This window comes from Prevotella communis, assembly GCF_022024115.1.
Lineage (GTDB): Bacteria > Bacteroidota > Bacteroidia > Bacteroidales > Bacteroidaceae > Prevotella > Prevotella communis.
Genome location: NZ_CP091792.1, coordinates 1,856,798 through 1,883,463, shown reverse-complemented (window position 1 = coordinate 1,883,463; position 26,666 = coordinate 1,856,798). Strand labels below are relative to the sequence as shown.

At 47.5% G+C, this 26,666-nt stretch carries 28 protein-coding genes and 2 tRNA genes; 11 read left to right on the top strand and 19 right to left on the bottom strand.

Features of this window, described 5'->3' with window-relative positions; genetic code table 11:
* Positions 1-144 precede the first annotated feature (144 nt).
* Both rpsA and L6468_RS07615 read right to left on the bottom strand, forming a co-directional pair.
* Entirely contained in the window at positions 145-1,923 is a 1,779-nt protein-coding gene (rpsA, locus tag L6468_RS07620; RefSeq protein ID WP_091818629.1) for a 30S ribosomal protein S1, read from the bottom strand.
* Positions 1,924-2,160: 237 nt separating this feature from the next.
* On the bottom strand, positions 2,161-3,147 hold the full coding sequence (locus tag L6468_RS07615; protein ID WP_237792810.1) for an ROK family protein: 987 nt from the start codon (positions 3,145-3,147) through the stop codon (positions 2,161-2,163).
* 140 nt (positions 3,148-3,287) lie between these two features.
* Between L6468_RS07615 and L6468_RS07610 the strand changes: the two genes are divergently transcribed.
* From L6468_RS07610 to L6468_RS07595, 4 genes are read left to right on the top strand one after another with little or no spacing between them, the layout of a single operon-like run.
* Positions 3,288-3,968, top strand: a complete 681-nt coding sequence (locus L6468_RS07610; RefSeq protein ID WP_091818631.1) for a LysE family translocator — start codon at positions 3,288-3,290, stop codon at positions 3,966-3,968.
* An 8-nt stretch (positions 3,969-3,976) separates the two neighbouring features.
* A complete protein-coding gene (locus L6468_RS07605) occupies positions 3,977-4,519 on the top strand; it encodes a DUF4924 family protein (protein WP_091854341.1) in 543 nt (180 codons plus the stop codon).
* 9 nt (positions 4,520-4,528) lie between these two features.
* Positions 4,529-5,377 carry a dTDP-4-dehydrorhamnose reductase gene (gene rfbD, locus L6468_RS07600; RefSeq protein WP_091818633.1) on the top strand — a complete coding sequence of 283 codons (849 nt, stop codon included), beginning with the start codon at positions 4,529-4,531 and terminating at the stop codon, positions 5,375-5,377.
* Positions 5,374-6,963, top strand: coding sequence for a peptide chain release factor 3 (locus L6468_RS07595; RefSeq protein WP_091854343.1), 1,590 nt, complete (start codon positions 5,374-5,376; stop codon positions 6,961-6,963). The genes rfbD and L6468_RS07595 overlap by 4 nt, the downstream gene beginning before the upstream one ends.
* Before the next feature lie 26 nt (positions 6,964-6,989).
* On the opposite strand, the gene L6468_RS07590 is transcribed toward L6468_RS07595, so the two are convergent.
* The 3 genes from L6468_RS07590 to L6468_RS07580 form a co-directional block, all read right to left on the bottom strand.
* Complete coding sequence (locus tag L6468_RS07590; protein WP_091818635.1) at positions 6,990-7,589, bottom strand: response regulator transcription factor; 600 nt, start codon at positions 7,587-7,589, stop codon at positions 6,990-6,992.
* A gap of 370 nt (positions 7,590-7,959) precedes the next feature.
* A tRNA-Val gene (locus tag L6468_RS07585) sits at positions 7,960-8,034 on the bottom strand.
* An 8-nt stretch (positions 8,035-8,042) separates the two neighbouring features.
* Positions 8,043-8,116: transfer RNA gene (locus L6468_RS07580), tRNA-Arg, on the bottom strand.
* Between the two features lie 130 nt (positions 8,117-8,246).
* On the opposite strand from L6468_RS07580, the gene L6468_RS07575 reads away from it, so the two are divergent.
* The 3 genes from L6468_RS07575 to L6468_RS07565 are packed head-to-tail and all read left to right on the top strand — an operon-like array spanning position 8,247 to position 10,878.
* Positions 8,247-9,095, top strand: coding sequence for a DUF4348 domain-containing protein (locus L6468_RS07575; protein WP_091818636.1), 849 nt, complete (start codon positions 8,247-8,249; stop codon positions 9,093-9,095).
* Entirely contained in the window at positions 9,095-10,117 is a 1,023-nt protein-coding gene (gene murB, locus L6468_RS07570) for a UDP-N-acetylmuramate dehydrogenase (RefSeq protein ID WP_237796658.1), read from the top strand. The genes L6468_RS07575 and murB overlap by 1 nt, the downstream gene beginning before the upstream one ends.
* Positions 10,114-10,878 carry an MBL fold metallo-hydrolase gene (locus L6468_RS07565; RefSeq protein WP_237792809.1) on the top strand — a complete coding sequence of 255 codons (765 nt, stop codon included), beginning with the start codon at positions 10,114-10,116 and terminating at the stop codon, positions 10,876-10,878. Before murB ends, L6468_RS07565 begins: the two co-directional genes overlap by 4 nt.
* 32 nt (positions 10,879-10,910) lie before the next feature.
* Here L6468_RS07565 and L6468_RS07560 read toward each other — a convergent pair whose 3' ends face one another.
* The 3 genes from L6468_RS07560 to L6468_RS07550 are packed head-to-tail and all read right to left on the bottom strand — an operon-like array spanning position 10,911 to position 11,791.
* Positions 10,911-11,174: a hypothetical protein gene (locus tag L6468_RS07560; RefSeq protein WP_237792808.1), complete on the bottom strand. Its 264-nt coding sequence runs from the start codon at positions 11,172-11,174 to the stop codon at positions 10,911-10,913.
* Positions 11,175-11,189: 15 nt separating this feature from the next.
* The gene (locus L6468_RS07555) at positions 11,190-11,537 is read right to left on the bottom strand and encodes a phage holin family protein (protein ID WP_091818639.1); all 348 of its coding nucleotides are present in this window, start codon (positions 11,535-11,537) and stop codon (positions 11,190-11,192) included.
* 47 nt (positions 11,538-11,584) lie between these two features.
* The gene (locus L6468_RS07550; protein WP_091818640.1) at positions 11,585-11,791 is read right to left on the bottom strand and encodes a YtxH domain-containing protein; all 207 of its coding nucleotides are present in this window, start codon (positions 11,789-11,791) and stop codon (positions 11,585-11,587) included.
* Positions 11,792-12,008: 217 nt separating this feature from the next.
* Here L6468_RS07550 and L6468_RS07545 point away from each other — a divergent pair, with 217 nt between their 5' ends.
* Genes L6468_RS07545 through L6468_RS07530 form a run of 4 tightly spaced genes read left to right on the top strand, consistent with a single transcriptional unit; the run spans position 12,009 to position 15,556 of the window.
* Positions 12,009-12,503 carry an SPOR domain-containing protein gene (locus tag L6468_RS07545; protein ID WP_091818641.1) on the top strand — a complete coding sequence of 165 codons (495 nt, stop codon included), beginning with the start codon at positions 12,009-12,011 and terminating at the stop codon, positions 12,501-12,503.
* Between the two features lie 12 nt (positions 12,504-12,515).
* Positions 12,516-12,932 carry a Holliday junction resolvase RuvX gene (gene ruvX, locus L6468_RS07540; protein WP_091818642.1) on the top strand — a complete coding sequence of 139 codons (417 nt, stop codon included), beginning with the start codon at positions 12,516-12,518 and terminating at the stop codon, positions 12,930-12,932.
* Between the two features lie 27 nt (positions 12,933-12,959).
* On the top strand, positions 12,960-13,520 hold the full coding sequence (gene def, locus L6468_RS07535; RefSeq protein ID WP_237792807.1) for a peptide deformylase: 561 nt from the start codon (positions 12,960-12,962) through the stop codon (positions 13,518-13,520).
* Between the two features lie 26 nt (positions 13,521-13,546).
* A complete protein-coding gene (locus L6468_RS07530) occupies positions 13,547-15,556 on the top strand; it encodes a tetratricopeptide repeat protein (RefSeq protein WP_091818707.1) in 2,010 nt (669 codons plus the stop codon).
* Position 15,557: 1 nt separating this feature from the next.
* Here L6468_RS07530 and L6468_RS07525 read toward each other — a convergent pair whose 3' ends face one another.
* The 11 genes from L6468_RS07525 to purU form a co-directional block, all read right to left on the bottom strand.
* Positions 15,558-16,694 (bottom strand): Rid family hydrolase, encoded by a 1,137-nt coding sequence (locus L6468_RS07525; RefSeq protein WP_237792806.1) that lies wholly within the window; start codon positions 16,692-16,694, stop codon positions 15,558-15,560.
* A gap of 144 nt (positions 16,695-16,838) precedes the next feature.
* The gene (locus L6468_RS07520; RefSeq protein ID WP_237792805.1) at positions 16,839-18,803 is read right to left on the bottom strand and encodes a fructose-1,6-bisphosphatase; all 1,965 of its coding nucleotides are present in this window, start codon (positions 18,801-18,803) and stop codon (positions 16,839-16,841) included.
* Entirely contained in the window at positions 18,800-19,741 is a 942-nt protein-coding gene (locus tag L6468_RS07515) for a glycosyltransferase (protein ID WP_237792804.1), read from the bottom strand. The genes L6468_RS07520 and L6468_RS07515 overlap by 4 nt, the downstream gene beginning before the upstream one ends.
* On the bottom strand, positions 19,738-20,895 hold the full coding sequence (gene lysA / locus L6468_RS07510; RefSeq protein WP_091818647.1) for a diaminopimelate decarboxylase: 1,158 nt from the start codon (positions 20,893-20,895) through the stop codon (positions 19,738-19,740). Before lysA ends, L6468_RS07515 begins: the two co-directional genes overlap by 4 nt.
* Positions 20,896-20,913: 18 nt before the next feature.
* Positions 20,914-22,230, bottom strand: a complete 1,317-nt coding sequence (locus L6468_RS07505; protein WP_091818648.1) for an aspartate kinase — start codon at positions 22,228-22,230, stop codon at positions 20,914-20,916.
* Positions 22,231-22,263: 33 nt separating this feature from the next.
* Entirely contained in the window at positions 22,264-22,965 is a 702-nt protein-coding gene (locus L6468_RS07500) for a cell division ATP-binding protein FtsE (protein WP_091818649.1), read from the bottom strand.
* A gap of 32 nt (positions 22,966-22,997) precedes the next feature.
* Entirely contained in the window at positions 22,998-23,645 is a 648-nt protein-coding gene (hisIE, locus tag L6468_RS07495) for a bifunctional phosphoribosyl-AMP cyclohydrolase/phosphoribosyl-ATP diphosphatase HisIE (RefSeq protein ID WP_091818650.1), read from the bottom strand.
* Positions 23,642-24,400: an imidazole glycerol phosphate synthase subunit HisF gene (gene hisF / locus L6468_RS07490; protein ID WP_091818651.1), complete on the bottom strand. Its 759-nt coding sequence runs from the start codon at positions 24,398-24,400 to the stop codon at positions 23,642-23,644. The genes hisIE and hisF overlap by 4 nt, the downstream gene beginning before the upstream one ends.
* On the bottom strand, positions 24,367-25,101 hold the full coding sequence (hisA, locus tag L6468_RS07485; RefSeq protein WP_237792803.1) for a 1-(5-phosphoribosyl)-5-[(5-phosphoribosylamino)methylideneamino]imidazole-4-carboxamide isomerase: 735 nt from the start codon (positions 25,099-25,101) through the stop codon (positions 24,367-24,369). The genes hisF and hisA overlap by 34 nt, the downstream gene beginning before the upstream one ends.
* Positions 25,098-25,685: an imidazole glycerol phosphate synthase subunit HisH gene (gene hisH, locus L6468_RS07480; protein ID WP_237792802.1), complete on the bottom strand. Its 588-nt coding sequence runs from the start codon at positions 25,683-25,685 to the stop codon at positions 25,098-25,100. The genes hisA and hisH overlap by 4 nt, the downstream gene beginning before the upstream one ends.
* Positions 25,686-25,690: 5 nt before the next feature.
* Complete coding sequence (gene purU / locus L6468_RS07475) at positions 25,691-26,554, bottom strand: formyltetrahydrofolate deformylase (RefSeq protein WP_091818654.1); 864 nt, start codon at positions 26,552-26,554, stop codon at positions 25,691-25,693.
* Between the last annotated feature and the right edge of the window lie 112 nt (positions 26,555-26,666).

The window sequence follows — 26,666 nt, the reverse complement described above, 5'->3', positions numbered from 1 at the left end:
TATTACGGCAAATTAGCATACAAAGTTAGCGAAAAAAACTGAAATGCGTGTTCTTCTTCCAATAGTTTTAACGAATATTTAAACAGAAAGAAGCCCAGCTCTTTTCAGAACCGGGCTTCTGCTATGTTTGGATGTAGATGCGAATTACTCGCCCTTCTCCATCTGAGCCTTCAGATTAGCCAGAACGTCGAGGTCACCCAGAGTGGTGCTAGCTGCAACATTCTCAATCTTAGGAGCGTCGCTCTTCTTAGGAGCGGCAGCCTTACGTGTAGCACGCTTCTCCTCACGCTGTGCATCCTCGAATGTACGGCTGTGGCTGAGGATAATACGTTTGCTGTCCTTATTGAACTCGATCACCTTGAACTCCAGCTCCTCGCCCTGCTGAGCCTGTGAGCCGTCCTCCTTAACGAGGTGCTTAGGAGTAGCGAAGCCCTCAACGTTCTCCTCGAGAGAAACAACGGCGCCCTTCTCCAGAACCTCTGTGATCTTACCGGTGTGAACAGAACCTACAGTGTACTTCTCCTCGAAAGCGTCCCAAGGATTGTCCTCGAGCTGCTTGTGACCGAGAGAGAGACGACGGTTCTCCTTGTCGATATCGAGTACAACAACGTCGATCTGCTCGCCAACCTTTGTGAACTCAGAAGGATGCTTAACCTTCTTGGTCCAGCTCAGGTCGCTGATGTGGATCAGACCATCAACACCCTCCTCGAGCTCTACAAATACACCGAAGTTGGTGAAGTTGCGAACTTTAGCGGTGTGCTTGCTGCCAACGGGGTACTTAACCTCGATAGCCTCCCATGGGTCTTCCTTCAGCTGCTTGATACCCAGTGACATCTTGCGCTCCTCGCGATCCAGAGTCAGGATAACAGCCTCAACCTCGTCGCCAACCTTCAGGAACTCCTGAGCTGAGCGCAGGTGCTGGCTCCATGACATCTCAGAAACGTGGATCAGACCCTCAACACCGGGCTGAACCTCAACGAATGCACCGTAATCAGCGATAACAACAACCTTACCCTTGATGTGGTCACCAACCTTGAGGTTAGCGTCCAGAGCATCCCAAGGATGAGGAGTGAGCTGCTTCAGACCGAGAGCGATACGCTTCTTCTCCTCGTCGAAGTCGAGGATAACAACGTTGATCTTCTGGTCGAGCTCAACAACCTTCTTAGGATCGTCGATTCGGCCCCAAGACAGGTCTGTGATGTGAATCAGTCCGTCAACACCACCGAGGTCAACAAACACACCGTAAGAGGTGATGTTCTTGACAGTACCCTCGAGGATCTGACCCTTCTCCAGGCGAGAGATAATCTCCTGCTTCTGAGCCTCGAGCTCCTGCTCGATGAGGGCCTTGTGGCTTACAACTACGTTGCGGAACTCCTGGTTGATCTTCACGATCTTGAACTCCATAGTCTTGCCAACGAACTGGTCGTAGTCGCGTATGGGATGAACGTCGATCTGACTGCCGGGCAGGAAGGCCTCAATGCCAAATACGTCTACAATCATACCACCCTTTGTGCGGCACTTGATGTAGCCCTGTACAATCTCCTGTGCCTCGAGAGCCTCATTAACGCGGTCCCAAGCCTGGCTCAGGCGAGCCTTCTTGTGAGAAAGTACCAGCTGACCCTTCTTGTCCTCAGCGGTCTCCACATAGACTTCTACTACGTCACCCTCTTTCAGGTCGGGGTTGTAGCGGAACTCACCAGCGGGGATGATACCGTCGCTCTTGTAGCCAATGTTAACGACTACTTCCTTCTTGTCAACTGAGATGACCTTACCCTCAACTACCTGATGATCGGCAACTTTGTTCAGGGTCTCATCGTAAGCCTTGTCAAGCTCTTCCTTGCTGATGTTGGCTACGGTGCCATTTTCAAACTCGTCCCAGTTGAAGTCCTGCAACGGCTGAACGTTCTTTGTTAATTCTGACATAAATTTAATTGTCGCCCTTTAGTGGGCATTATTGTTTGTCTGAACAGACGTTTATCAGACAATTTTAATTGGTTAATATTATATAGGTGTCGGCGCCTGTTCCGGCTCCTATCGACCCAGTATGAGTCAAAATTGGGTGCAAAGGTACTCAAATTATTTGAAAATGAGACCATTGCACCCAATTATGCTTAAAAAATTAATTTTCTTTAACTGTATCGCTGTACGTATCGTTTGACTTTATTTTAACTCCCATCCGATAGCCGATGCACCAAGAACGGCAGCAGAGGCACCGTCAAGGCCGCTGACAAGGAACTGTGCCTTGCCGCGGAAAGGTTTCATGACATGTGCTTCGTAAGCTTCGCGAATAGGCTTCATAATGAGCTCTCCGGCTTTGGTCATGCCTCCAAAGAAAATGAAGGCCTCGGGTGATGAGAAGGCTGCGAAATCGGCACATGCCTCCCCCAGCATCTTTCCGGTGAAATCATATATTTCTTTAGCTAATTCGTCACCTTTCTCGGCAGCAATACTCACGTCGAGAGAAGTGATGCTTTCTGTGTCAAGTTCCCGGAGCAGGGATGGACGATCGGTGTTTTGAAGCAGTTCACGAGCCGTACGTGCTACACCGGTTGCAGAACAATAAGTCTCCAGGCAGCCTGTACGTCCGCAGCCGCAGGGACGTCCCTCAGCACCACGCACCATGGTGACATGCCCCAGTTCTCCGGCAAATCCGTCGTGACCGTATACTACCTGTCCGTTGACCACGATACCTGAGCCGACGCCTGTACCCAATGTGATAACGATGAAGTCCTTCATGCCGCGAGCAACGCCGTAAACCATCTCGCCCATTGCTGCAGCATTGGCATCATTGGTCAGTCCTACGGGAATGCCTCCCAGTCGTTCTGAGAACATTTGTGCCAGAGGTACCACGGTGTCATGAGCCCATGGCAGGTTGGGGGCAAACTCGATGGTGCCGTTATAATAGTTGCCATTGGGAGCTCCGATGCCCATAGCCTTGATTTTGTCAAGGCCGCCTACCTGTTCGATAACGGGAAGGAGAACCTCCATGCAGGCATCCACATAAGATTCCGGTGTGGTGTGGCCGCCGGTCTTGATGGCAGTTGTAGCCTTGATGTCTCCTCGGGCGTCGACAATACCGAAAACAGAATTAGTACCTCCTAGGTCAAGTCCGATGACATAGGGCTTTTGTATCATTTGTTCGTTCATTTCTGGTGTAAATTATCCTTGTGTTATATGAGTTTTCATGCAAAGGTAAGAAGATTACGGGTAAAAACAAGCGCCTTTAACTCCTTTTAACTGCCTACACTGCTTGTAGTGCCCAAAAAAGTAGTACCTTTGCAGACACTATGACATTCGATGTAAACACTATACCAAATTTGTTAGATATTGTCTTTAAGGGACTCTTGATAGGCATCATTGCTTCTGCGCCTATGGGTCCTGTAGGTGTGCTATGTGTTCAGCGCACATTGAACAAGGGCAGATGGTATGGCTTTGTAACAGGTTGCGGCGCTGCCCTGAGTGACATTATCTATGCTGGTATTACCGGCTTGGGAATGGGTATGGTGGTAGAGCTTGTAAGTAATGATACCAATCGTTTCTACCTGCAGATAGTTGGTAGCCTGATGCTCTTGGCATTTGGCGTTTTTACATATCGCACAGACCCTACGAAGAATCTGCGAAAGCCTGGACAGAATAAAGGCACGTTGACACATAATGGTATTACGGCTTTCCTCGTAACGTTGAGCAATCCGCTTATCGTTTTCCTCTTTATGGCGCTCTATGCACAGTTCTCATTTGGTCTGCAGATTGATAAGCCCATTGAGTTGGTTGCCGGATTCATCAGTATCATCGGTGGTGCCTTGCTGTGGTGGTGGGGCCTGACATGGCTGGTAGACGTGATACGTCTGAAGTTCGACAATAACGGCATACGTATTATTAATAGGATTATTGGTACGCTGGTTATTATTGGTAGTATCATTGTGTTGCTCACCACGCTATTCAGTTTGCATCTATATAATATTTTCTAATACAAGATATGTTTATCGCACAGGAATTACGTAAGAAGAATATTGCGGAATACCTGCTTTACATGTGGCAGGTAGAGGATACAATCCGTGCCTTCGACTGCTCGCTGGCACGTATTCGCCGCGAATATATTGACCGATTTGATTACAATGAAGAACAGAAGGAGGAGGAAGCCGACTGGTTTGGTAATCTGATTCGCATGATGAATACCGAGGGCTGTCGCCAGCAGGGTCACCTGCAAATCAATAAAGTGACGTTGCAGATGATGACAGAGTTGCATCAGCAGTTGCTCTCGTCGTCTAAGTTCCCTTTCTACAACGCAGAATACTATAAGGTATTGCCCTTTATCGTAGAATTGCGTAATCGTGGCGCCAATAAGGAAGAGGGTGAGGTGGAAACCTGTCTGAACCTGCTCTATGGCGTTATGATGCTGCGTTTGCAGAAGAAAGAGATTACGCCTAATACGCAGCACGCCCTGAAAGAGGTGTCTACGTTTGTAGGTATGCTGAGTGATTATTACAAGAAAGACAAAGAAGAACCATTGGAGTTTTAACTAAAAAAGATGAACATACTAATAACAGGCTGTAACGGACAGTTGGGCAACGAGATGCAACTGTTGGAAAAGAAGAATCTGCAGCACACCTATTTTAATACGGATGTACAGGAACTGGATATCACCAATCAGGATGCTATCGAAGCTTTTCTTGATGAGCATGCCATTGATGGTATCGTGAACTGTGCCGCTTTTACGGCTGTTGACAACGCAGAAGTAAACGAAGCCCTGTGTCAGAAGCTTAATGCCGAGGCACCTGCTTTCCTGGCACATGCCATTGAGCGTCGTGGTGGTTGGATGATTCATATATCTACTGACTATGTGTTCGACGGCACCAACTGCACACCTTATACCGAGGATGAGGACACGTGTCCTAATAGCGTTTACGGACGTACCAAACTGGTGGGTGAGCTGAATGTGCAGAAACTCTGTCAGAAATCCATGATTATCCGTACGGCCTGGCTGTATTCATCGTTTGGCAATAACTTCGTGAAGACGATGGTTCGTCTGGGACGTGAGCGTCAGGAACTGGGTGTTATCTTCGACCAAATAGGCACACCCACATATGCCCGCGATCTGGCAGTCGCTATTTTCTCTGCCATCAATAAGGGTATTGTTCCGGGGGTGTATCATTTCAGTAACGAAGGCGTTACCTCATGGTATGATTTCACAAAAGCCATCCACCGGCTTGCTGGCATCGTGACCTGTAAGGTGCGCCCGCTTCATACTTCTGAGTATCCCACACCAGCAGCCCGTCCGCACTATAGCGTACTTGACAAGACTAAGATTAAGCAAACATACGGTATAGAGATACCTTATTGGGAAGACTCCCTTGCAGAATGTATTAAGAAATTATGAATCAAGAGATAGAAAGAAGAAGAACGTTTGCGATTATTTCGCATCCTGATGCCGGTAAGACCACGCTGACCGAGAAGTTCCTGCTTTTTGGCGGACAGATACAGGTGGCCGGTGCCGTGAAGAGTAACAAAATCAAGAAGACAGCCACGAGCGACTGGATGGAGATCGAGAAGCAGCGTGGTATCTCGGTGTCAACCTCTGTGATGGAGTTTGACTATACGCCTGATGGCAAGAATATTGAGTATAAGGTGAATATCCTCGATACTCCTGGTCACCAGGATTTCGCTGAGGATACCTTCCGTACGCTGACAGCTGTTGATTCTGCCATCATCGTCGTTGATGGAGCCAAAGGTGTGGAGACACAGACGCGTAAGCTGATGACCGTGTGTCGTATGCGCAAGACGCCCGTGATTATCTTCGTGAACAAGATGGACCGCGAGGGTCGTGACCCCTTTGACTTGCTCGACGAGTTGGAGAAGGAACTTGAAATCAAGGTGCGTCCTCTGTCTTGGCCTATCAACCAGGGTGCCAAGTTCAAGGGCGTGTATAATATCTACGAACAGAAACTGGACCTCTTTACGCCTGATAAGCAGCGCGTTACAGAGAAGGTTGAAGTGGAAATTGATTCTGAAGAGCTCGATAAGCGCGTTGGCGAGCAGGATGCTGAGAAGCTCCGTGAAGACCTCGAACTTGTTGACGGAGTCTATCCGGAATTCGATGTGGAGACCTATCGCTCTGCAGAGGTGGCTCCCGTATTCTTTGGTTCTGCGCTTAATAATTTTGGTGTGCAGGAACTGCTGAACTGCTTCGTGGAGATTGCGCCCAGCCCCCGTCCTACAAAGGCTGAGGAGCGTGAGGTACAACCCGAGGAACAGAAGTTTACAGGTTTTATCTTCAAGATTACGGCCAATATCGATCCCAACCACCGTTCATGTATTGCTTTCTGCAAGGTCTGCTCAGGCAAGTTCCAGCGCAACCAGCCCTACCTGCACGTACGTCAGGGAAAGACCATGCGTTTCACCTCGCCCACACAGTTCATGGCGCAGCGTAAGTCTACTATTGACGAGGCATGGCCAGGAGATATCGTAGGTCTGCCTGATACAGGAGGCATCTTTAAGATCGGTGATACGATTACTGAAGGCGAACAGCTGCATTTCCGCGGATTGCCTTCGTTCTCGCCTGAACTCTTCAAGTATATTGAGAATGATGACCCCATGAAGGCCAAGCAACTACAGAAAGGTATTGACCAGTTGATGGACGAAGGTGTGGCACAATTATTTGTCAACCAGTTCAACAACCGTAAGATTATCGGTACGGTTGGTCAGCTGCAGTTTGAGGTTATCCAGTATCGTCTGGAGAACGAATACAACGCAAAATGCCGTTGGGAACCTGTACATCTTTATAAGGCTTGTTGGATTTCCAGCGATGACGAGAAAGAGTTGGAAAACTTCAAGAAACGCAAGTACCAGTATATGGCAAAGGATAAAGAGGGTAGGGATGTGTTCCTGGCCGACTCAGGCTACGTGCTCCAGATGGCACAGCAGGACTTTGAGCATATCCAGTTCCACTTTACCAGTGAGTTCTAAGACGAATAAGACTAAGGAATTATCTCCTAGATTTTATTGATATCCACGTATCCGTGCATCACCGCGTAGATGGTGAGCGCGGATACGCTTTTCATACCCAGTTTCTCCATGATATTCTTGCGGTGGGTAATCACCGTGGCCAGTCCGATATTCAGCTTGTCGGCTATCTCCTTATTGATATAGCCCTGTACAATCAGCGACATGACCTCTATCTCACGGTCCGACAGGATTTTCTGTTGCAGGATTTTGGGCATCTCGGGCATGTTGCGTCCGTTGGCATGCCCCCTATGCTGCAACGTCAGTAGTGAGCGCACAAGCTCAGACTCGGGTACGTTGATGCAGAGTGAATGAAATTCCGTTAGCGTATTACCGCTGTTGAGCGAGAGGGTCAGCACAATCGTCTTACGTTGACGTTCCGTAAAGAAGGACTTGTTTTCCAGCACGATGTTCATCGAAACAAAATAGTGCATATACTGCTCAGGATTGTTGGCCATCAATTCTGCCATCGAACCATAAGTATCGATGGTAGCTATGGGCATCACGTTTTGTAGTAACTGCTTCAATCCGAGCACTGCCAGGGTGTTGGGATCGATGATGGCAATATGTGGTCGACCTTCTTTATTCATAACGGGTTGCAAAGTTACAAACAATTTACAAATATACCAAAGTGTTAGGATGTGCTTAGGTTAATAAAGTTTAAATATTGGAATTATTTTGGGTGGAGTGTTGTTTATTTGAGAAAATAATCCTAAATTTGCAGCGTGTTTTTCATGGTATTAGATTATTAAGGTTAATTATCGAAGATTGATTGTCGCGAGACAAACAATCTTCCCCCAAAGCAATTACGATTTGTAATTGCTAAACGAAAAAGGGAGCCTGTGAAGGTTCCCTTTTCTCGTATCTATACCCAAGGCATTCATGTTCTCGTATCGTTTTTCTTGTCTGCTGGTGATTATAGGGTATAAAAAAATGAAGACCGAAGTCTTCATCTTTCAGTAGGAACATTGGGACTCGAACCCAAGACCTCTTCAATGTGACTGAAGCGCTCTAAACCAACTGAGCTATGCTCCTGTGCTTTGTGAACCCGAAGGGATTCAAACCCTTGACCTTCAGAACCGGAATCTGACGCTCTATTCAGCTAAGCTACGGGTCCCTTTGTGTTCGTTAGCGGGTGCAAAAGTACACATTTTTTTCTAAAGGTGCAAATTTTTTTTCATTTATTTGCAACGATTGATAGAATTCTTTGTAACTTTGCACCTCGAAAGTAAGCATAGAACAAACTGATGGAAAAAAGAACGCTGATTCTTGGTATCGTAATGGTTTTAATCCTGACTTGTTGCAAGGATTTAAAACCTCAAAAATCTGATGACTCAACACTGGATGAAGACTCTTTGGAGTTGGCTGATTCGCTAACGGGAGAAGAGAGTATGGACGAGTTGATTTCGGAAGCACCTATGCCTGTGGCGGCAGAGGAGTTGTTTGATGATTTCCTGTTTAACTTCGCGTCTAACAAGCGTCTCCAGATGGAGCGTGTGAAATTCCCGATTATTGTGAGTTCGGAGGCTAAGGCCGACACACTTGATAGGAAGGAATGGCAGATGGAACATTTCTTCATGCATCATGGGGAATATACGCTGATATTCGATAGTGAGGCACAGATGGAGTCCGTTTCAGATACCTCCGTGAATCACGCCATCGTTGAGAAAATCTTCCTGGACCAGGGGTTTGTGTGCCAGTATCAGTTCGACCGTAAGAACGGACGCTGGATGCTCGACAGGATGAACAAGCAGACAATGTCTCATAATCCCAACGCTTCTTTCCTCTCATTCTATCGTCGCTTTGCCACCGATTCCGTTTTCCGTCAGCAGAGTCTGGCACAGGAGATAGCCTTCAGTGGTCCTGATCCTGATAATGACTTTGAACAGATGGAGGGCGTCATTACGCCTGATTTCTGGGACGCCTTTGCACCTGAACTCCCTCACGGTACCATTTATAACATTGTGTATGGCCATCCTCACACACATTCTAATGTCAAGATATTCCTGTTGAGAGGCATTGCCAACGGTATGGAGGTAGCACTGACCTTCCGCCGTGAGCACAACGAATGGAAACTCACAAAACTGTCTGAATGATGAGAGATGAAGTTAACTATAGTCTGTTAGCCCACAACACCTTCGGCATCGACGCCAGGTGTTTTCGCTTTCTGGAATATGCTGACATTGAAGATGCCCAGATGGTTGCTAAAATGTTGCGTGGTATATCGACGCCCCCGCTTATTATCGGTGGTGGAAGTAACCTATTGCTTACGGGTGACTATGACAGTTATGTGGTTCACTCTGCCATCAAAGGACATGAGGTACTTCCTGCTGATGATGCTGATCACCTGCTGCTGCGTGTAGGTAGTGGTGAGGTATGGGACGATGTGGTGGCTCTATGTGTGAAGAATGGTTGGCAGGGTGCCGAAAACCTCTCGTTGATACCAGGTGAGGTGGGGGCATCTGCCGTTCAGAATATCGGTGCCTACGGTAGTGAGGCCAGCCATATTATATATAAGGTGGAAGCCGTTGAAATCTCTACAGGTCAGCTCCGTGAGTTTAAGGCCGAAGATTGTCAGTACGGCTATCGCCAGAGTCGTTTTAAGACAGAGTGGAAAAACCGGTTCCTGATTACCCACGTCACCTACCGTCTTTCAAAGCAGACAGGCAACCTCAATATCGAGTATGGTAATATCCGTGCCGAACTGGAACGCAGACATATAGATAATCCCACGTTGCAGCAGTTGCGCGACGTGATTATTGATATCCGTAACAATAAACTGCCCGACCCCAAAGTCCTGGGGAATGCTGGCAGTTTCTTCATGAATCCTGTGGTGGGTCGTGAGCAGTACGAACAGCTCTTGGCGCAATATCCCCAGATGCCTCATTACCATATTGACGAGCAGCACGAGAAGATTCCTGCCGGCTGGCTCATCGAACAGGCTGGCTGGAAGGGGCGGTCTATAGGCCCCGCTGGCGTACATGACCGTCAGGCATTGGTGCTGGTGAATCGTGGTGGAGCGAGAGGTGCTGACATTGTGTACCTCTGTCAACAGATTCAGAAGGATGTCCTTGATCGCTTCGGCATTCAGATAAATCCAGAGGTGAATATCATATGAGAATCACATTCCTCGGCACAGGCACATCGTGTGGCGTACCCGTGATAGGTTGCCAGTGTAAGGTTTGTCAGAGCACAGACCCCAAGGACAAGCGTCTGCGCTGTTCTATTCTGGTAGAGACCGACAACACCCGTATCCTCGTTGATGCCGGTCCCGATTTCCGTCAGCAGATCCTGCCACAGCCCTTCCGTCGCATCGACGCCATTCTGGTCACCCATTCCCATTACGATCACATGGGCGGTATGGACGATATCCGTCCTTATTGTCAGTTTGGCGAGATGAATGTTTATGCCGATGCCATCGCCCGTAGAGGGATGCTCGAGATGCTGCCTTACTGTTTTGTAGAGAACCGTTACCCAGGTGTGCCTCAGATAGGTCTGCACGAGATCAGTGCCGGCAGTCCCTTCACCATTGGCGATATCCCCGTGATGCCCATCCGCGTGATGCATGGCAAGTTGCCCATTCTCGGTTTCCGTTTCGACACTTTCGCCTATATCACGGATATGAAGTATATTGAGGACGACCAGTTGCCCTTGCTCGAAGGTGTGGAGACGCTATGCGTCAACGCTTTGCGTTTCGATAAGCCCCACCACTCCCATCAGTTGGTAGGTGATGCCATCGCCTTTGCCAGAAGAGTAGGGGCCAGGCGCACACTCCTTACCCACATGTGTCATGATGTAGGTCTGCACGAAGAGGTCAACAAGATACTGCCTGAAGGTTTTGAGTTGGCTTTCGATGGTCAGGTATTAGAAATAAAATGAGTCTCAGCAATTGCTGAGACTCATTTTATTCTTTAGCGTCGGAAAATATTCAGGATACTGCCGTAGTTGCGCTTCAGTTTATGCAGCATCATCACGCCGTCGTAGGCCATGAAGCCGAATTTCACGTATTTCAGAATCTGTTCGCTGCGCGACAGGTCTTCCTCCTTCTCCATCAGTTTGCCCCATAACTGCTTAATCTCCTCGTTTTCCAACTCGATGACTTCGTCCAACTGCTCTTTGCGCATCTGGATTTCCTCTATTGAGTGATACGGTCTTACACGTCTCTTCTTTGCCATAGTCAGTAACAAGCGTTAGTTAAGCAACATTCTTGACAGGTATTTCACCAGCGGACGCTCAATCCATGACTTACGTGAGCCATAGACCATCAGCAACAGGAGCAGATAAATACCGGCTACAATCACCAGCGACAGGACGAGCCCCGTGAATTGCGACAACCACACGGCAAAAGCTGCCGACAGGAAGAATAGCGAGATAGACAGAATAACGGCCAGTGTCACAGCCAGTGCTATGGCACTCAATAGGCGCACTACCTTCTCTACAACATCCAGTTTCGCATATTCCTTGCGAAGCTCGAAGTTATGCTTCACCATCTCAACGAGTTGGGTGATAGTCTCTATATTCTTATCGCTTGACAGCATTTCCTAATTTACAATTGTCAATTTTCAATTATCAATTGTCAATTCCCTTAATCCGCAGCTTCATCCAGGTCGTCAATCAGATCGCCCACATCCTTGCGGTTCAGTTTGATGTTGTGCTTTTTCAGAAATTCATCCACGGTGTTTGATATTTTCTCGCGTGTGTTGCTGCCTTTGTCGGGAGCCACGAGAATACCGATGGCTGCACCAGCTAATGCCCCACCAAGGAAAGCTCCCAGATAACCTAAACCTTTCATAACTAATAAATGATAAGTGAATAAATAAATTTTCTGCGAGCAAATTTACACAAAAATATAGAAAAGACAAGTGTTTTGCGTGGATTTTTTTGTTAAATAGCCCATATTTTGTCCATTTAACAAAGTTTATGCACCTTTTTGGTCCATATTTCGACGATATTTTGTAATTTCGCACGGTAAAAAATTGAATTATTCAAGAATAATAAATAAAAGAATTATGAAGAAGTACATCGTTTTGTGCGCAGGCCTTTGCCTGGCTATGTCATTTACCGGTTGTAAATCTAGTGAGAGTGCCTACAAGAAGGCTTACGAGAAAGCCCAGGCTCAGGCTCAGACCACACAGCAGGAAACACCAGTAGTTCAGGAGACTCCCGTAGTGACGCCTGTTGTCACAAAGCCCGTTACCGAGACAAAGGTTGTTGACAATCTGGATAACGTCACCGTTCGTCAGGAGCGCGTGTCTGTTGTCAACGGTGCTGGTCTGAAGGACTTCAGCGTTGTCGTTGGTTCTTTCTCTGTGATTGCAAATGCCGAGGGTCTGCAGCAGCGTCTGAAGAATGCCGGTTATGCAGCTCAGATTGTAAAGAACGATGAGCGTAACATGTATCGTGTTATCGCTTCTACCTTCGCTACAAAGGCAGAGGCTGTTCAGAGCCGCGATCAGCTGCGAGCTACCTATCCCGATGCATGGTTGCTGTTCTACACTCGCTAAGCATCAATACGATTGGCAAGAATACTTTCTATCGACTACGGTCGTAAACGAACAGGTTTAGCAGTCACCGATCCGCTTCAGATTATTGCTGGCGGATTGGCGACTGTTGCTACATCAGAGCTCTTTGAGTGGCTGCAGGCTTATATAGCCCGTGAACCTGTGGAGCGTATTGTGATTGGCGAACCGCGTCAGCCTAATGGTGAACCCAGCGAGAACCTGGCACGTGTGCAGCAGTTTGTGAACCGTTGGCGCAAAGCCGTGCCCAACATTCCCATTGAGTATTACGACGAGCGCTTCACGTCGGTATTGGCGCATCAGGCCATGATTGACGGCGGTCTGCGCAAGAAGGCGCGTCAGAACAAGGGACTGGTTGACGAGATTAGTGCTACGATTATCCTTGAGGACTATATGCGTAGCCGTAAGTTTTAATGTTAAATATTTAATCTTTAATCTAAAGTGATTTTACCTATTTATATTTACGGACAGCCCGTGCTGCGTAAGGTTGCAGAAGACATTACGCCCGACTATCCTGAGTTGAAGACACTCATTTCTAATATGTGGGAGACACTGGCCGATTCAGAAGGTATCGGATTGGCAGCGCCTCAGGTCGGACTTGATATTCGTTTGGTAGTCATTGACTTAGACCCATTGTCTGAAGATTTACCTGAATACAAGGATTTCCGTCAGGTATATATTAATGCTCATATCGTGGAGTACGACGAAACCAATACCGACGCTTCTGAGGAAGGCTGTCTGTCGTTGCCTGCTATCCACGAGAAGGTGATTCGTCCCACGCGTATCCGTGTGCAGTGGATGGACGAGAACTTCCAGGCTCATGACGAGTGGATTGAGGGTTACCTGGCACGTGTGATGCAGCACGAGTTCGACCACCTGGACGGAAAGATGTTCATTGACCGTATCTCTCCTCTTCGCAAGCAACTCATCAAGAGTAAGTTGAAAGCGCTTACTCAGGGTCGCTATCGTTGTGGCTACAAGACCAAGCCCGTCAGGAGATAAGAAATGATAGGTGAGAGATGAAAGATATGATTAGTTCTTTCACGAGAGGATTGTGCTTTGGGAATAAACTGGGCTGCGTTTCTCGTATTTCCTTTGTAATCATATCTCTCATCTTTCATTTTTCACCTGTTTTTGCCCAGTTCAACACTGACCGTCTCATTGCCATAGGCCGTTCTGCGCTCTATTATGAGGACTACGTGTTGTCTATCCAGTATTTCAATCAGGCCGTTATAGCCAAACCTTACCTCTATGAACCTTGGTTCTACAGGGGTATAGCCAAGTATTACCTCGACGATTATGCTGGTGCCGAGAACGATTGTTCGGAGGCTATCAAACGTAATCCTTATGTCACCAACCTTTACGAGCTGCGCGGACTGACGCGCATCCAGCAGGAGAAGTTCTCCGAGGCCATCGACGACTATACGCGGGCGTTGAAGTATGCCCCCGACAACCGTGGCCTGTGGCACAACCGCGTGCTTTGTCGTATGCACGATAAGCAGTACGATGAGGCCCTGCTTGAACTTGATACCATGCAGAGTCGCTGGAGCCAGTATGCCCGTGCCTACGTGATGCGTGCTGATGTGTATATGCAGATGAAGGATACCGTGCAGGCCCTCTCGGCACTCGATAAAAGTATTGAGATTGACCCCTATGACGGACAGGCTTGGGCGGCGCGCAGCATCATCTATCTCTCCCGTGAGGAGTGGGATTCAGCAGTGGTCCAACTGGACCGTGCCATCCACCTGATGCCGCGTCATGCAGGCTGTTATATCAATCGCGCCCTGGCTCGCATTCATCTGAATAATCTGCGTGGGGCCATGGCCGACTATGACATGGCGCTGGATCTGGAGCCCAATAATTTCCTGGGGCATTATAACCGCGGACTGCTCCGTGCGCAGGTGGGCGATGATAACCGTGCTATTACCGACTTCGACTTCGTATTGAAACTGGAACCAGATAATATGCTGGCGCTGTTTAATCGTGCCGTGCTGCTCGATAAGACGGGCGACCTGAAGGCTGCTATCCGCGACTATTCCAAGGTGATTGATGAGTTCCCCAATTTCTGGACTGGACTGGAATTCCGTGCGGCCTGCTATCGTAAGTTGGGTATGACCAAGCAGGCCGAGGCCGACGAGTTCACCGTCTATAAGGCGCGCCTCTATAAGCATCTCTACGGCACCCAGCCACGCATGGATCCCAGTCAGATACGTAAGCGTAGCGATGCTGATGTGGAGAAATACAACCAGTTGGTGATGGAAGACGAGCAGGAACAGGAGCAGGAGTACGAGAACGAGTATCGTGGTCACGTGCAGAACCGTCGTGTGGAGATGGATTTCCAGCCGATGTTTGCCCTGTCGTATGTGCCTCAGCAGCACGAGGTGAACAGTCGTAATCCATATGACGAACAGGTGGAAAAGGCGAATGCTCAGTTGAAGAATCGTCAGTTCTATATCAGCAACACCCACACGTCGCTCGATGATGCGCAGTCGGCTGTCTATTTCCAGCTCATTGACACACTCTCGCAGGGCATTGAGAATACATCATCTACTGTAAGTGCTGCCAACTTGTTGCTGCAGCGTGCTGTGGCTTACTCTATGCTCCAGAATTTCGAGGCCGCCATTGAGGACCTTTCTACTTATCTCTATATCGACTCCACCTCCGTGCTTGCCCTTTGGCAACGCGCTGTGTGCCAGATGCGTATCAATCGTTTCCAGGCTTCTCAGGGCACCAATGTGCAGTTGCAGAATGCCAGTGTGCGTGGCGACTTGACGCATGCCCTCGAACTGAGTCCTGAGTCACCTTGGCTGTTATATAACCTGGGAACCATGGCTGCCTTCCAGCAGGATTATGCCGTTGCCGTGGATTATTTCACTGCAGCCCTCCGTCATGACCCCTCGTTTGCCGAGGCTTATTTCAACCGCGGACTGTGCCGCCTCTATCTGAAGCAGCAACAAGAAGCCGTGCTCGACCTCAGTAAGGCGGGCGAACTGGGACTTTATCATGCCTATAGCCTGATAAAGAAGAATAATAAGTGATTTAGAATTTCCCGAAACTTTCGTTGTCTATAGCCTTCACAGCTATGCACTCCATCTCGATGAGCCAGTCAGGACGACATACTGCTGCTCTCACGATGACCAGTGGCTTATTGGGGAAACGCTCCTGAAACAGTTCCTTCACCACCGCATAGTCGCTTCCGTCGCGCAGGTACACGATCATCTGGGCTACGTCGTCGAAGGTGCAGTCTGCCTCGCTGAGCAGGGCCTCCACGTTCTCCCACATCCTGTGCGTCTGCTTTACCACGTCCTTCTGATGCACCACCATACCCTTGTTGTTGATGCTCGCCGTACCTGATATCAGTACGTGGCGACGGTCACCGTAGTCCACGCGTGTGCCGCGCTCGAAACTCACGCCATAGTCGCTGGTGCGGTTCAGGTGCGTAGGTGCATAGAGATACGTTATCTGCTCTTTCTTGATACCATCCACAGCATAGTTGTCCATCATTGTCAGCACGTTGGGATCGTGCATACGTCCACCGATGCCCGTCGAGGCAATGAAGTGCGTGCTGTTGGTCAGTCCCTGCGTGAAGAATACCTGGTTGCGAGCCCTCACCACGCCACCGTAGTTCAGGTCTATATCGTTGACAAACAGCCATGTACGCAGGCAGTTGGCCTCTAGTGTACATCCCTCCTGAGCCAGCTGCATCACATACTCGTTGAAGAGCAGTCGCATCTGATATTCCGAGTTGGCCGCCATGTTGTGAGCACTGGCGTTCCACAAGTGACGATAGGCTCCATGACGTACCTCAAAGAGCTCACTTGCCAATGGACGCGTCTCCACATCCGTCAGCAGATACACCCATAAGGCAATCTTCGTACCGTCCAGCGGTGCCTGTTCCACGATACTCTTGGCACAGTCGCTCGAATCGGCCACTGCCACCTCGTCGGCCTGGTTAGCCGCATCACTCAGGAAGTAGCGCTTAAACACGGCCACCGTTCCCTTCAGTTCCCCATCTATCAACTGCTGATACGCATTCATCAGCGCATCCAGTTGTGTGTGGAAAGTCAGACGGCAGTCTGTCACGTGCATAATAGCATGATATTCTTTTACTCCTTCGCCGCGATCAAAGGCGAAGACGTCAGCATTTGCGTTAGTGTAATCGATATGTTGTATCATAGGTTTTTATTTTGGGATACAAAGTTAATTAATAAAATCGACAATTGAAAATGTATCGTGGAAAATTTGCCCTGCATACCTAAAAAAGGGGAAAGCCCCTGAGGCATTGTGCTTCAGGAGCTCTTTTTCTTATTTATGAACGCGCTAATTGCGTTTCTCCTTGATGATACCATGTCGATAAGCGTAGAGCAAGTCTTTCAGTTCTGATATCTGACTGCGCAGCTCTTCGCCTTTATCTGTGTCTGCAACGAGCATACGATGGGCCGACATCTCTACAATCTGGGTTGATGACTTGATATCCGTGCCTCGTAAAATGGCATCCTGGGCACTGGTGAACGGCTCGTGTTGTACCAAGACGAAACCGCGACTATGATATACCAATGTGTAGCCGGCAATACCTGTCTCACTATGATAGGCCTCAGAGAAGCCGCCGTCAATCACCATCAGTTTACCACCTGCCTTAATAGGATTCTCACCCTTTGATGCGTGTACAGGCACATGACCATTGATGATATGGCGGTTGGCACCAGTCACCTCAAAGGCATCAAGAATACGGTCACAGACATCCTCGGAATTACGCAGTTTGAAATAGTTGCCCTTTTCCTCCTGATAGGTTGATTTGTCCGTCAGGAAATAGCGCTCGAAGGTAGCCATCTTTGACTTGTCAAATAGGGGAGATTCCTTTCCACACCACAGATATAGGAAATAATCCTTGGCATATTCCTTTAAGTCGGCCGGGGTATCACTTTGGAAAGCAGCGCGCACCAACTGTCCTATATATGACATCAGTTCCTTACCTGCATATGACTTTCCCAGAATCTCTACATTTTTCAAGGTTCCATCGTCGTTGAGCGGTATGGAAGCATGAAACAACAGATTCTGGTTGCAGATGGTGTACATACAGCCATGACTCAGAATGGTACGAATATGTTTACGTAGTTTCTCAGACACACGGAAAGAATGATGCAGCTTCTTCATCAAGGTATCTTCCTCGGGCGTTAATGCATTGGGATTATCAGCTGAGATGGTTGGGAAGTGGCACGATTTCATAGCATATTCCTTTCCATCAATAGTACAGGTCTGATTAGTGAAATCTATATGTTCCAAGAGGTTACGGTCGTTCATCTGCCACTCTGGTCGACGATTGAAGATAGCAGCCTCAGTCTTGAACTGTATCACAGCAATGGCTTTGTGCATCTTAGCAATCAGATGGCGCGTCTTTTCATCGAGACGTCCGTCGTCCTTCAGGAGCTTAGGGATAAACTCCTCACATGGATCATTACCATAGACCTCAAGGGCAAAGGTGGCCAACGGTACCATGTTAATACCGTATCCTTCCTCTAACGTAGCCAGATTAGCATAGCGCAGACTCAGGCGCAATACATTACAAATACAGGCATCGTTACCTGCTGCAGCTCCCATCCAAAGGATATCATGATTACCCCATTGGATATCCCACGAATGATATTGACGAAGCGTATCCAGTATAATATGGGCACCAGGACCGCGGTCGTAGATATCACCCAGGATATGCAGTTGGTCAATAGCCAGGCGCTGAATCACATTACAGATGGCAACAATGAAATCGTCGGCACGTCCTGTAGAGATGACGGTATCAACGATAACAGCCACATAAGCTGCCTTATCCTGATCGTCAGTACGTTCATGTAGCAGTTCCTCAATGATATACGAAAACTCCTCTGGCAGATTCTTGCGTACCTTTGAACGCGTGTATTTGCTGGACACATCACGACAGACACGTACCAGCTGATGAATCGTGATGCGATACCAGTCGTCCAGATCCTCTTCTGCAGCTTTAATCAGTTCAAGTTTCTGTTCTGGGTAATAAATCAGCGTGCATAACTCTTTCTTCTCAGTTTCGCGTATGGTATTACCGAAGATTTCACCCACTTTACGTTTGATATTACCAGAGGCATTTTTCAATACATGAATAAAGGCTTCATGTTCGCCGTGAAGGTCTGCCAGAAAATGTTCTGTACTTTTCGGCAGATTCTGGATAGCCTCAAGGTTAATGATTTCACTGGCTGCATCAGCAACCGTGGGGTAGGTATTTGACAGTAGATGGAGATAACGTAAATCGGTGTTCATAGTCTTAAATGGTTTTGAAGGTCATCCCGAAGTCTTCCGGTGTTATTATTATCTTCTGGTGGGCAAGGGAAATAGCCCTCGTCAAGATGTAACTGTTCTTTTAAAATCTGTAATACACTTACAAACAGTGCATTATAATCATTTTCTTCAATTAGTTCAAGAAGTTTTTCGTCATCATGACTATCACTAATCAGTGCTTTGTAGATATTAACAAGACGGATTAAAGTGATACCATTACGCTGAATATCATCAAGCATACCAATGATATTGGTGCCCGTTATACTCGATGGAACGGTATAATTTTCAGGCAGATAGCACTCAAAAGCGTCATGTGCCGGTTGTTCCATGCCTAAGACAGAAAGCCCTTTTTCAAGCAAAGAACTGATGCCTTCGAGTGAAGAATAGATATACAATAAACGAGGTTGCTGTATCGATGGAATGGGAATTTCCTGTTCAACCCACCTTTTGTCGCCATGAATAGCAGCCTTCAAAATCACAGGAAGAGCATCCTTCGTAGCCTCTTCCATTAAAGCAAGAGGATTAGAATTCATCACTTTCTGATAGACCTGCATCATCTTTTGTGCCGTTTCATCGATATCCACCTGTTTGGTAACCAGTGGATTCATGATAACCTCGATGCGCTTGGCACCAAGGGCACGCAAAGTCTCAGCTTCCAAAGGACTTCTTGCTACAACAGCATAGTAGTCGTCGAAAGTTGACCGAAGGCCGTTGGGCGATACAACCCATCTTGCGTCTGCCTGCCATTTCACATCCACAGAACCATGCTGATGAATGATATCCGGTTGCCATTCCCGGCATAATCGCTTAAACTCATCAGCATTATCCGTTGCTTTCGACTCGATTTTATCCATCAGGAGATGGATAAACCGAGCCGTCAACGAATCGTTCTTTGGGTAGACATGCAAGACTTTAATCATATGTCATCACTGGTGTATGCTTGCGGAAGCTGGCGACAGTTATACTGTGACGCCATAATCTCACCATAGGCACCCGCAGAACGGATAGCGATGAGATCGCCTCTTTTAGCTTTATTCAAATCAATCTGTTTGGCAAAGACGTCGCTGGATTCACAGATAGGACCAACCACATCATATGCCTCCATAGGTTCATCACTTGAGATATTCTCAATCTTATGATAGGCCTGATAAAGGGCAGGACGAATAAGGTCGGTCATACCAGCATCGACAATACAGAATTTCTTCTTTGCACCTTCCTTAATATATAAGGTACGCGCGAGCAGGCTACCCATCTGAGCTACGACAGCACGTCCCAACTCAAAATGCAATTCCTGACCTGGACGAAGTTTCAATTTCGTGGCATAGGTATCAAAGTAAGACTTGAAATCAGGGATAGACAGTCGGTTAGGATGCTGATAGTCGACACCCAGACCACCGCCTACATTGATGCTCTTAACGATGATACGATGAGATTCCAACTGATTCTGTAATTCGTTGATACGATTACAAAGTGCCTGGAAGTCGGCCATGTCAAGAATCTGCGAACCAATATGGAAATGCAATCCAATAAAACGGATATTTTTCATCGACAAAGCCAGTTCAATAACACTTTCCATATCGCGCATGGCAATTCCAAACTTATTCTCAGCCAGACCTGTTGTGATATTGGCATGAGTATGTGCACCCACATCAGGATTGATGCGGAAAGCTACCTGGGCAATGGTATTCTGCTGGGCTGCAAGTTCATTGATAACCTCCAACTCTGGGATACTCTCCACGTTGAAACAGTGGATGCCTGCTTTAAGACCAAGGTTAATTTCCCAATCACTTTTACCAACTCCTGCAAACACAATCTTTTCGGCAGAGAAACCAGCTTTCAGAGCTGCCTCTATCTCACCGCCACTGACACAATCTACACCAAGACCTGCCTGCTTGATACAGCGGAGCACACTTGGATTAGCATTGGCCTTTACGGCATAATGCACGATAAAGCCCTCGTGCTTACCGGCTTCCTGGTTGATAGAAGCCAGCGTTTCACGCAGCAAATCCATGTCGTAGTAGTAGAAGGGTGTCCTCAGTGACTGAAACTTTTCTATAGGAAATATACCTTTCATCTTTACTTGGGGGAATTTTTAATGGAAGAGATTATCGCTCAGATTCTGAAGAGCACGCTTCTTGTCTTCCTCACGAATCAGGAATGAGATGTTGTAGTTGCTACCACCATAGGAAATCATGCGTACGGGGATGTCCTTCATAGCATCCATCACCTTTGTCTCGAAACCGATATTAGACCAGTCCAGATCACCAACGACACAGATGATACACATATTGGTGTCAACCGTAACGGTGCCATACTTCTTCAGTTCATCCATGATGCCACCCAGGTTGGCCGAGTTGTCAATACTCATAGACACGCCAACCTCTGAGGTACATACCATATCGATTGGCGTCTGATAGCTCTCAAAGATCTCAAACACCTTACGCAGGAAACCTGTAGCCAACAGCATGCGTGATGACTTAATCTTAATGGCCGTGATATTATCCTTGGCAGCAACAGCCTTAATCTTGCCGTACTCGGTAGCATTGGAAATCGTTGTACCCTCAGCATCAGGATCCATTGTGTTCAAGAGGCGAACAGGTATACCAGCATACTTGGCAGGCTGCACACAGGTGGGGTGCAGAATCTTAGCACCGAAATAGGCCAGCTCTGCAGCCTCCTCAAAGTGCAACTGATGAACGGGTTCAGTCTTGTCAACGACACGTGGGTCATTATTATGCATACCGTCAATATCAGTCCAAATCTGAATCTCTTCAGCATTCAAGGCTGCACCAATCAGAGAAGCAGTATAGTCAGAACCACCACGCTGCAGGTTGTCAATCTCACCATAAGCGTTACGACAGATAAAACCCTGAGTGACATAAACCTGTGCACCAGCATTCTTCTCCATCAATGCACCCAGTTTCTCCTTGATATATACAGGATCTGGCTCTGCATTCTTATCGGTACGCATGAAATCGAGTGCATTCAGCAATACAGCATTGATGCCATTCTCCTTCATATAGTTGACAACCATATTCGTGGACATCATCTCGCCCTGAGCCACAATGCTCTTCTCTTCAAATGAAGTAAATAATTCCTTTGTGAAAGAGCGCAGATAATCGAACTCCTCACTCAGGAAGTCCTTTGTCAGCGTCTGATATTCCTCTGTGGTATAGAGCTCTGGCAGATGACGGTAATACTTCTGCTCCAGCGCATTGATTACCTCATTGGCTCCATCAGGATTCTTTTTGTAGAGATAGTCAGAAATCTCAACGAGGGAATTGGTAGTACCAGACATAGCAGAAAGTACTACAAACACGGGCTCACCAGACTTTGTAACCAGTGCGGTTACCTCTTTCATTCTCTGTGGGGTACCAACTGAAGTACCACCGAATTTCATTACTTTCATAGGTATATGTTTTTTGTGTTTGTGATTCAGTATTTAATCATCCTCAATCTTCATCTTGTTGAAGTCGTTGGTAACCTCCTCAAGATGTTCATCGAAGCAACGATACACGATGCCAGGATACTTATCGAGAAGCGGCATGTTATGCGTTGACATAATAACAGCCGTACCTGTCTGTGATATCTGACGCATCAGCTGCATGATACCATCAGCCGTCTCCGGGTCAAGATTAGCCGTAGGTTCGTCGGCCACGATGAGCTTGGGAGAATTCAGGATAGCCCGGGCAATAGCAATACGCTGTTTCTCGCCACCCGACAACTCATGGGGCATCTTGTTGATCTTTTCAGACATGCCCACATCACTGAGCACCTTTTCGATGCGTTCCTGCATCTCCTTCTTGTCCTTCCAACCAGTAGCCTTCAAGACAAACTGCAGATTCTTCAGCACGCTTCGGTCGGCCAGAAGCTGAAAATCCTGGAAGACGACACCCAGCTGGCGACGGATGGCAGGCACCTGCTTGAGTTTCAATGTCAGCATATCCTGGTCCAGCACCTTTGCCTCTTCACCCTCGTCAATGAACAGTTCGGCATAGATGGTTTTCAGCAGCGAACTCTTACCAGAGCCCACCTTACCTATAATATATACAAACTCTCCATTACTCACATGGAAGTCAACATCCTTAAGGACGGGAATACCATCCTTTTGGCAAACTGTTACTTTTTTATATTCTATCAACATCTATTTGAAGATTTTTCAGTCACAGAAAATAATTATTTCATCTCGCCTGCAGCCTTAGCCTTACGACGTTTGGCATCCCATTCAGGATCATGACGGCGATGTAATTCTTCTGCGATATTTTCTATACGTAAGCCCTTGCTTGTCAGGAGCACCAGCAGATGATAAATCATATCAGATGCCTCATAGACCAGATGTTCATCATCACCGTTTGTTGCCTCGATAACAGTCTCAAGAGCCTCTTCGCCCACCTTCTGAGCCATCTTGTTCACACCATCACGGAATAGTTTTGTGGTGTAACTTCCCTCAGGCATCTCCTGATAGCGCTTCTCGATAAAGTCCTGTAATTCAGACAAGAAACTGATGGCAGGTTTCTGATTGGTCTCTCCCCAGCAGGTATCCGTACCTTTATGACAGGTAGGACCAATAGGGTGCACCTTCACAAGTAATGTGTCATTATCGCAGTCAATATCCATACTGACCAGATTCAGGAAGTTTCCACTTGTCTCACCCTTAGTCCAGAGAGTCTGACGGGTGCGACTCCAGAAAGTGACCTTTCCTGTTTCCACAGTCTTCTTATAGGCCTCCTCATTCATGAAGCCCAGCATCAACACATTCTTTGTGTCAGCATCTTGTATGATGGCAGGAACCAAGCCCCCCATCTTCTCAAAATCTATTGTCATAGTCTTACGTTTATTCCTTCTTGTGTCAAATATTGTTTTAATTCTGGTATGGGTATCTCACCGAAATGGAAGACACTTGCAGCTAATGCCGCATCAGCATGTCCTTGTTGGAACACATCCCTGAAATGTTCTTTCTTACCTGCGCCGCCACTGGCAATGATGGGGATATCAAGATTATCGGCCAGTTGCGCCAGTGCCTCATTGGCATATCCATTCTTCACGCCATCATGATTCATACTCGTGAAAAGAATCTCGCCAGCACCACGCTCCTGAACCTCATGGGCCCATTCAAACAGGCCACGTTCCGTTCTCTCGCGTCCACCTTTCAGGTAGCAATGCCAGCCATCAGCATCCAGTCGGGCATCGATAGCCACCACACACACCTGAGAACCGAAACGGTTGGCCACCTCTTCTATCAGATGAGGATTGCGCAAGGCGGCACTATTGATGCTCACCTTGTCTGCACCGGCATACAACATGCGTTCTACGTCAGCCAGTTCATTGATACCACCGCCAACCGTAAACGGGATATTGAGTTGCTGGGCCACCTTGGTGACCATCTCCGTAAAGGTCTTTCGTCCCTCAAAACTAGCCGTGATATCCAGGAATACCAATTCATCGGCACCAGCCTCGCTATAGGCCTTGCCGAGCTCTACAGGGTCTCCTGCACTTCTCAGTTGTACAAAATTTATTCCCTTGACGGTCTCACCGTCCTTCACATCTAAGCAAGGGATGATTCGTTTTGCCAGTCCCATAGTTCTTTCAAATTGATTCTTCCCTCATAAATAGCTTTCCCGAATACCACCGAGGGGATGCCAGCAGCATCAAGTTCCTTAATATCATCAATAGAGCTAACCCCACCACTTGCAATGAGATGCAAATGAGGATACGTCTCCATCACCTTTTTATATAAAGGTATAGCCGGTCCTGACAAAGTTCCGTCTTTAGAGATTTCGGTACACAGGACATTCACGACACCCATGTCAACATAATGTTTCAGGAAGGGAAGGAGTTCCTGTTCCGAGTCATCTTTCCAACCATTGATGCTGATACGGCCATTACGTACATCAGCACCCAAGATGATGCGCTCCGGACCATACTTCACCAACCAGCGCTCCAGCAGTTCCGGATGGGTGACTGCAACAGAGCCGATAGTCACCATTGATGCACCGGCTTCAAAAGCCTTGCCGATATCATCATCTGTCTTGATGCCACCGCCAAAGTCAATCTTCAGCGATGTCTCTTCGGCCAGTCGGCTCAGAACCTTGCTGTTAACGATATGACGCGACTTCGCTCCGTCAAGATCAACCACATGAAGACGGGTATAGCCAATCTCTTCAAACTGGCGGGCCATCTCCAGAGGTTCGCCATAAACAGTCTTCTGTTCATAGTCGCCCTTGGTCAGTCTGACGCAGTGTCCTTCGATAATATCTATTGCAGGAATCAGTTCAATCATAGTTCTAAGAAATTTCTAATGATTCGTTCACCAACACTTCCACTCTTTTCCGGATGAAACTGTGTTGCGTAGAAGTTATCCTTATGCAATGCAGCGGAATAAGGCTGAATGTAGTCGGCTGTAGCAATGGTCTCAGGACAAGAAGGCACATAGAAGCTATGTACGAAATAGACAAACTGTCCCTCAACGCCTGTCATCAGCTCTGACTTGGTGTCGTAGATTTTGTTCCATCCCATGCAGGGCACCTTGTCCTCATGTCGGGTAGGGGAGAAACGCTTCACCTCCGCATCAAAGATGCCCAGACAATCCACATTACCTTCTTCCGAATGGCGACAGAGCAACTGCTGGCCAATACAAATACCCAGTACAGGCTGAGTCAGCGAGCGGATCACCTGATCCAACCCATGTTCACGCAAATAAGCCATAGCGCCACTTGCCTCTCCCTGACCAGGGAAAAGCACGCGGTCTGCCTGCCTCAGCTGTTGGGCATCATCAGTGAGCAACGGTTCCACACCCAGTCGCTTCAATGCATTCATGACTGAGTAAATGTTGCCCGCGTTATATTTGACGACTGCTACTTGCATATCTATCAACTAAAGATAATTGTTTTGTTCTTATAGGTAAGCACCTTGCGCTGGATATGCTTGGACACGGCCCTTGACAGCACTATCTTTTCCAGGTCCTTTCCCTTGAGCACCAGACTCTCAGGTGTATCCTTATGGGTGATACGTGTCACGTCCTGTTCGATGATAGGACCGGCATCCAGTTCCGCAGTAACATAATGGCTGGTGGCACCGATAATCTTCACGCCACGCTCCCATGCCTGATGATAGGGCTTTGCACCTACGAAGGCAGGCAAGAACGAGTGGTGGATATTAATAATATGATGTGGATAAGCGGCAATCATCGCATCGCTGATAATCTGCATGTAACGAGCCAGTACGATGAAGGTTATTCCATTCTCCTTGAGCAACTTCATCTCCGCCTCCTCGACCTCAGCCTTGTTGGAGTGGTCTTTCTTGATTGACCACACATAATAAGGAATGCCAAACTGGTCGGCTACATAGCGCAAGTCCTCATGGTTACTGATAATGCAGGGAATGTCGCATGCAAACTCTCCAGCTTTCCATCGTGCCAGCAAGTCGTACAGGCAATGGCTCATCTTCGAGACGAAAATTGCCATGCGGGGACGTTGGTCACTAAAATACAAACTGAATTCAATCTGATAGCGTTGCTTGTAGAGCGTCTCAATATATTCCTTGATTTTCTCACGTGGAATCAGGAAGGAATCAAGTTCCCACTGAACACGCATAAAGAACATTCCGTCTTGATGATCTACATACTGGTCTAAGTCAACAATGTTACCTTTGTTGTCTGTAATGAATTTTGTGACTTCTGATATAATACCCTGTTGGTCTGGGCAGTGCAGAAGTAAAATTGCGGTTGGTTTCATTTCTGTCTTAAAAAATCTCTTTTTCAATGTGCAAAGATACAAAAAAATATCTTTTTTTGCAGAGATTTGCGGACTTTTTTAATATTTCTCGCAAAAAGTTATCCGAGATATG

Coding starts and splice junctions, on each gene's coding strand:
- rpsA (WP_091818629.1), bottom strand. CDS start 1,923: ATGTCAGAATTAACAAAGAACGTTCAGCCGTTGCAGGACTTCAACTGG.
- L6468_RS07615 (WP_237792810.1), bottom strand. CDS start 3,147: ATGAACGAACAAATGATACAAAAGCCCTATGTCATCGGACTTGACCTA.
- L6468_RS07610 (WP_091818631.1), top strand. CDS start 3,288: ATGACATTCGATGTAAACACTATACCAAATTTGTTAGATATTGTCTTT.
- L6468_RS07605 (WP_091854341.1), top strand. CDS start 3,977: ATGTTTATCGCACAGGAATTACGTAAGAAGAATATTGCGGAATACCTG.
- rfbD (WP_091818633.1), top strand. CDS start 4,529: ATGAACATACTAATAACAGGCTGTAACGGACAGTTGGGCAACGAGATG.
- L6468_RS07595 (WP_091854343.1), top strand. CDS start 5,374: ATGAATCAAGAGATAGAAAGAAGAAGAACGTTTGCGATTATTTCGCAT.
- L6468_RS07590 (WP_091818635.1), bottom strand. CDS start 7,589: ATGAATAAAGAAGGTCGACCACATATTGCCATCATCGATCCCAACACC.
- L6468_RS07575 (WP_091818636.1), top strand. CDS start 8,247: ATGGAAAAAAGAACGCTGATTCTTGGTATCGTAATGGTTTTAATCCTG.
- murB (WP_237796658.1), top strand. CDS start 9,095: ATGAGAGATGAAGTTAACTATAGTCTGTTAGCCCACAACACCTTCGGC.
- L6468_RS07565 (WP_237792809.1), top strand. CDS start 10,114: ATGAGAATCACATTCCTCGGCACAGGCACATCGTGTGGCGTACCCGTG.
- L6468_RS07560 (WP_237792808.1), bottom strand. CDS start 11,174: ATGGCAAAGAAGAGACGTGTAAGACCGTATCACTCAATAGAGGAAATC.
- L6468_RS07555 (WP_091818639.1), bottom strand. CDS start 11,537: ATGCTGTCAAGCGATAAGAATATAGAGACTATCACCCAACTCGTTGAG.
- L6468_RS07550 (WP_091818640.1), bottom strand. CDS start 11,791: ATGAAAGGTTTAGGTTATCTGGGAGCTTTCCTTGGTGGGGCATTAGCT.
- L6468_RS07545 (WP_091818641.1), top strand. CDS start 12,009: ATGAAGAAGTACATCGTTTTGTGCGCAGGCCTTTGCCTGGCTATGTCA.
- L6468_RS07530 (WP_091818707.1), top strand. CDS start 13,547: ATGATTAGTTCTTTCACGAGAGGATTGTGCTTTGGGAATAAACTGGGC.
- L6468_RS07525 (WP_237792806.1), bottom strand. CDS start 16,694: ATGATACAACATATCGATTACACTAACGCAAATGCTGACGTCTTCGCC.
- L6468_RS07520 (WP_237792805.1), bottom strand. CDS start 18,803: ATGAACACCGATTTACGTTATCTCCATCTACTGTCAAATACCTACCCC.
- L6468_RS07515 (WP_237792804.1), bottom strand. CDS start 19,741: ATGATTAAAGTCTTGCATGTCTACCCAAAGAACGATTCGTTGACGGCT.
- lysA (WP_091818647.1), bottom strand. CDS start 20,895: ATGAAAGGTATATTTCCTATAGAAAAGTTTCAGTCACTGAGGACACCC.
- L6468_RS07505 (WP_091818648.1), bottom strand. CDS start 22,230: ATGAAAGTAATGAAATTCGGTGGTACTTCAGTTGGTACCCCACAGAGA.
- L6468_RS07500 (WP_091818649.1), bottom strand. CDS start 22,965: ATGTTGATAGAATATAAAAAAGTAACAGTTTGCCAAAAGGATGGTATT.
- hisIE (WP_091818650.1), bottom strand. CDS start 23,645: ATGACAATAGATTTTGAGAAGATGGGGGGCTTGGTTCCTGCCATCATA.
- hisF (WP_091818651.1), bottom strand. CDS start 24,400: ATGGGACTGGCAAAACGAATCATCCCTTGCTTAGATGTGAAGGACGGT.
- hisA (WP_237792803.1), bottom strand. CDS start 25,101: ATGATTGAACTGATTCCTGCAATAGATATTATCGAAGGACACTGCGTC.
- hisH (WP_237792802.1), bottom strand. CDS start 25,685: ATGCAAGTAGCAGTCGTCAAATATAACGCGGGCAACATTTACTCAGTC.
- purU (WP_091818654.1), bottom strand. CDS start 26,554: ATGAAACCAACCGCAATTTTACTTCTGCACTGCCCAGACCAACAGGGT.